The following is a 4563-nucleotide window of genomic DNA, read 5'->3' as shown; positions in this document are numbered from 1 at the left end:
TTCGATTCCTCGTTCGAGATCGAAATCTCTTTTCGATTCTCTTCGAGGAGCTGCAAAGCCTCTTGCTTCGATTCGAAGAATTGCGGCATTCGATTTGGATACTTCTCTTCGAGGAAGTTCAGGAAATCACGCCGCGCCATCGGCCCCCAGGGCTTCGTATCGTTCTTAATACGAACGCCGGTGCCTCGAATAAGCGCGCGCCATTGATCGTCGGTGGCACCGTCTTCGAGCGGATGTTCAATGCGCACTACCTGTTCGTCGAGTGGGGAGATAAACCACGTTCGATTCAGTCGTTGGAGTGTCCAGGTCGGCTTCGCTGGCCTGCTCTCCGGAGCGGTGCTGGCTGAGCCAGAGATTTCGTTTGGCGCGATGTTTGGCATAGAGTTCACTGTATTTCACTCCTTTTCTGTTCGTTCCTTCGTCAAAGTAGCGGAGTTCGTAGTAGCTACGCAAGCCGGTATCCACCGGCACATCCTCTGGCCATTTTCCAAATTCGCCGCGATAGATCACCAGCTCCGCGACTTGCCAGTCGTGTCGCCACCTACCCACGTCGCCATCGCGGTCGAACTCAGGCTCTTCGTCTTCGATAATCGGCGCTGATACGAAATCTTTTTTCGAATCAGGGTTGCCATCGAAATCTTTTTTCGATAACGGCGCCAAACTCCTCGAAATCTGCTCAGGATCATCGAAATCTCTTAGCCTCGATCCTGGCGGTATTGTCTGGTGCGTTGGACTACCAGGTGGCACTCGAATGATCACTGGTTGCACTGCTATCGGTTTATGAATAACGATCATCGGCACGACAGGGTTGTTAGAACGAATGTTTTCAGGCGGGCGTGTACCCGTTGGCGGCTCAGTAGGGGAGTGCGCCACCAACGGAGGAACTACTGCTGACGACGGCTCTGATGATTCGCCTGGCTGCTGCTCAGAGCTTCCTCGAAATTTGATATATTTTTAGGGGTGGCCGTCGTAGACTTGCCCCAGTTCGCAGGATTGAATAGACCACCAGCCGCTTGTTTGGTATGTTCCTGCTGCTCTCTTGCATTCTCTTCGTGTTGCTGCTCTTCAAGTCGCCTCGTCTGCCTGGACTGGCTTCGGCTCGTTTTAGCCTGCCGTCTCTGCTCATCTGCGAAAAAGCCAGTGCGCGCTGCATCAGTGATGGCCGCGAAGTCACCACCGGCAAACCTGGCCTTTTCCTCTGCGGTCATCTCGTCTTTCCGTTTCAGGATGTCATCGATGAATGATCGCCCAACTTCATGCTGTGCTTGCATCACATGGTATTCGATGGGCCGATTGACGCTTGCATGGATGACTTTGGCCTGTGCGTAGGCATACCACAGCGTCACAATGCCAAACAGCGCGACGACGAAGGCTTGCAATGCGTCGCCAGCTTGCCAGACGACAATGATGCGAAACAGCAATGACGTGATCTCAATGCCGAAGACGAGCCCACGCACTTGCTTGAAGGAACGGATGTAGCTGCCATCTTTGCCTGTGCGCTCGTAGCTTTGCACATGCTCTTTCATGTACTCCCCAAGCACAAATGCCTGCATCGCTGCGCCAAACACGAAGACAGCCAGTGCCCACGCACCGATCTTCGGACCGAGGCCAGGGCCGAAGATGGCAGTGAGCGCGATCTCTCCCAGGAATCCACCCAGCAGAAACGCCTGGAATGCGAAGAGGGCATGGACCGCGATTTCTACTAAGATAGCCCAGCCCAGGCTTACTTTGTCATTATGAATAAATTTCATGCTTGCCTTTCCCTTTCAGAATGGTTAATCGTTCGTTGTACTACTAAGCCACTGAACTCACGATCAGGGTGAGAGCCAGGTAGCCCCACGCTGCCTCGGCTCGGCTACACTACGAATCAATCTGCGCCTTCATACCAATCCATCGCCTCATCGCTCATCAACGACGACCCAACTCCCTGCTGCGTCGCTGCCGCCTTTGGGACTTGGCAACGCCAGGCGTTCTCAAAGGCTTCAAAGTAGGTTTTGCCTTCCTGGTTGAGCAGGTAGGGCAAAAAGACCTCTTCGGTACGTACCATGCCGATGTCGATAAGTGCGCATTGCGCTTCAATCCAGTCGCGAATGTTTGCCCAGGCCGTTCGGTATGCCTGGTCGCGCAGCGCATCTTTGCTGATGCCTCGTCCCAGCGAAACGTAGCTCTGCTTCACCAGCTTTGCGGCATTGTCCAGGCGCACAGGGAGCCGGAAAGCCAGGGTGGTACCCTGCACCACAACGGAAAATTCAATGCCTATCGCCTGGCCCTCATCGTCGGAATCGAAGGTGATGCGCCTGGCTTTGTGCGTCGCTAATGCCTTGCGGATGGCCTCGAAAATCGAGGTTTCCGACGCCTGGCTACGATAATTCTTTAAGCGTTCGGTTTTCTTTGGTGGTACCATGCCTCTTCTCCATTCTATTTAGTTGTCACCAGGCGGACCCTGGCTCTCCTGGTTGCCGCCTCCGCTCTCAGCGTTCATCTCAGCCAACGCCTCGGCAAAGGCCAGGGCTAACTGCACTTTCTCCTCGATTTCAGGGCCCCGTCGGCGCCACTCCTCCGGATCGTAGAAATCCAGATAGGCATCATCGGGCGCGTACTGGATGCCGACGGCGAAAAGCTCTGGACTCTCAGGAAAGGCACCGCACGCCAGGGCAAGCGACGGATGCGTAGCACGAATCTCTTCGTAGAGCTGCGTTGCCACCTCTACGCTCATGCCAGGAAGCTGCCCGTTGTAATCCCAGCAGACGGCTGGACCCGTGTAAGGCAGCGACTCCGACGTATGCCAGAGGTGCATCTCTATCTTGGCCTCCATATCACGCAGCTGCGTCGCGAACTCTTTGGCTGCGTGGCGCAGCGTAATCGGCGTCTTCCGCGCTCGCTGCGTCTGCCACCACGACGGACTGCCAGGCGACACCATGTAGCGTAGTACGTCTTCGATGTACTGCCAGGCGCGATCATGCTCCCCCCTAGCCAGATGCTGCATCACCTTGGGTAACAACAAAAGTTGTTGCGCTGGCAGGGAAACATCGCGCTGCCACGCCAGCTCATCGCAGTCTTCGCGGCGTGGTACCGTGAGACCAGGAATGGCCGAGGCGAGAGCGATGAACGTCTCAGCAGTCAAGGAAGCCGTCAGTATATCTACGGAAATGGCTTGCATTACATGGTTAGTCATGCTAGACTGACTTTCAGCAGATACACCTTGGTGCCCACCTGGATTCATGGTACCCCCTTGAACAGGAGGAACAACCGATGTAGATGTAGGGGAGGCGCTGGCTGTCGTCGTCGTCGTCAATCGTTTCGCCTGCCTGGTGGCTTCCCCATTATTCCCTTCTTTCGGTGGCCTCCATCGTTGCACGGGTTCGATCTCCGCCGTTTCCCCATTCAGCCTCGCGATCGCCGTGTTGATACAGTCGATATCGTACAACCACTGCCGCCGTCGATAGACAAAGCCATCTTTGGGCGCGTTGCGTGGCTGTTCCTCGCCCTCCACCTGGTAGCTTCCTTTCTCGTCGGTCACGACGTAGGCACGGCCCTTTGTGGTGGAGCGCACCTGGTTGTTCTTTGTGGTAGAGCGATGTTCTGGATCTTCATAGTAGACCCAACGGCTTCTAAGATACCCTTCGCTTATCAGCAAGCCGGTGTGCTTCTTCCCATTGCAAAGCATTTCCACGAGCATCGTGCGACAGCGGATGCGCAGCGTCCACGCGCTGAACGTCTGATAATCGGCATCGAACCACAAAAAATCCTCCTCTGGAAACGCATCGGCTGGCATGTCCGGCCAGGCGTCGCGGTAGTACTCAATAAGTTCGTCAGTTTTTACCTCGCTGACCCGCAGGGCCATGGCACCTGCCAGGCGTTTGTGTGCCAATTGCAAGAAATCGTCGTCACAGACGATGAATTTCTTTGATTTATGGAGCGTTGCTTTCACACAGAACTCCCCCTATGAAATACAATGAGGGGCATTGAATAGACTTGAAAAATAATGGATTATAATGGATAATAGTAACAACAACCTACGGCTGCCCCAACGTGTGCCGCAGGCTCCCAGGTGAACATCATCATACCTGATGGCGGTCATCAACGGCAGCGGTTTGAGTTCCAACTTTTCACAGGTTAAGAAACCTCAACCGCTGCCGCTTCACGTCCCACCACTCCTCTCCTATGAAGCCAACGCTGCCAACGCCTCTGCGTCATCCTGGATGATCTCGCTTTTCAACGAGTACCGGTGTGTCTTAAAGGCACTCGATCCCCGTTCATCAAAGGCTACTACGCCAGCTCTGCGCAGGGCCATGAGATGGCGCGATACTACGGATTGCGGCAGCTCAAGAAAAGCAACCAGGTCCTCCACGCTTGCGCCTGGATTCGCCTTAAGATAACCGAGCATGCTGAGGCGCGTCTCGTTGCCCAGAGTGGCCAGGCTTTGCGCCAGATGGCTAAAGTTTGTCGTCGTCGTCGTCATTGCTACTCCTAAAAATTGCTATACTACCCAACAACACGTCAGATAATTCTTGGTATCTGAGGTGTTTCGCCGTCAATCCGCTTCTAATGCTGACGCGTCAG

At 54.7% G+C, this 4563-nt stretch carries 6 protein-coding genes; all 6 read right to left on the bottom strand.

Translation table 11 applies throughout. The features are described 5' to 3' along the window. The coding region (locus IVW53_15585) for a hypothetical protein (GenBank protein ID MBF6606988.1) at nt 1–248 on the bottom strand (248 nt) is incomplete at its 3' end. Then, a complete protein-coding gene (locus IVW53_15580; protein MBF6606987.1) occupies nt 238–801 on the bottom strand; it encodes a hypothetical protein in 564 nt (187 codons plus the stop codon). The genes IVW53_15585 and IVW53_15580, both read right to left, overlap by 11 nt. 83 nt (nt 802–884) lie before the next feature. Then, nucleotides 885–1751, bottom strand: a complete 867-nt coding sequence (locus IVW53_15575) for a hypothetical protein (GenBank protein MBF6606986.1) — start codon at nt 1749–1751, stop codon at nt 885–887. A 116-nt stretch (nt 1752–1867) separates the two neighbouring features. Then, entirely contained in the window at nt 1868–2404 is a 537-nt protein-coding gene (locus tag IVW53_15570) for a hypothetical protein (GenBank protein MBF6606985.1), read from the bottom strand. An 18-nt stretch (nt 2405–2422) separates the two neighbouring features. Further along, nucleotides 2423–3931, bottom strand: coding sequence for a hypothetical protein (locus tag IVW53_15565; protein ID MBF6606984.1), 1509 nt, complete (start codon nt 3929–3931; stop codon nt 2423–2425). A gap of 231 nt (nt 3932–4162) precedes the next feature. Then, entirely contained in the window at nt 4163–4462 is a 300-nt protein-coding gene (locus IVW53_15560; GenBank protein MBF6606983.1) for a helix-turn-helix transcriptional regulator, read from the bottom strand. Nucleotides 4463–4563 lie beyond the last annotated feature (101 nt).

This window comes from Chloroflexota bacterium, from assembly GCA_015478725.1.
Taxonomy (GTDB): Bacteria; Chloroflexota; Limnocylindria; order Limnocylindrales; family CSP1-4; genus C-114.
The sequence above is the reverse complement of the archived record's forward strand: the minus strand, read 5'-3'. Positions and strand labels throughout refer to the sequence as shown.

Coding starts and splice junctions, on each gene's coding strand:
- IVW53_15575 (MBF6606986.1), bottom strand. CDS start 1,751: ATGAAATTTATTCATAATGACAAAGTAAGCCTGGGCTGGGCTATCTTA.
- IVW53_15570 (MBF6606985.1), bottom strand. CDS start 2,404: ATGGTACCACCAAAGAAAACCGAACGCTTAAAGAATTATCGTAGCCAG.
- IVW53_15560 (MBF6606983.1), bottom strand. CDS start 4,462: ATGACGACGACGACGACAAACTTTAGCCATCTGGCGCAAAGCCTGGCC.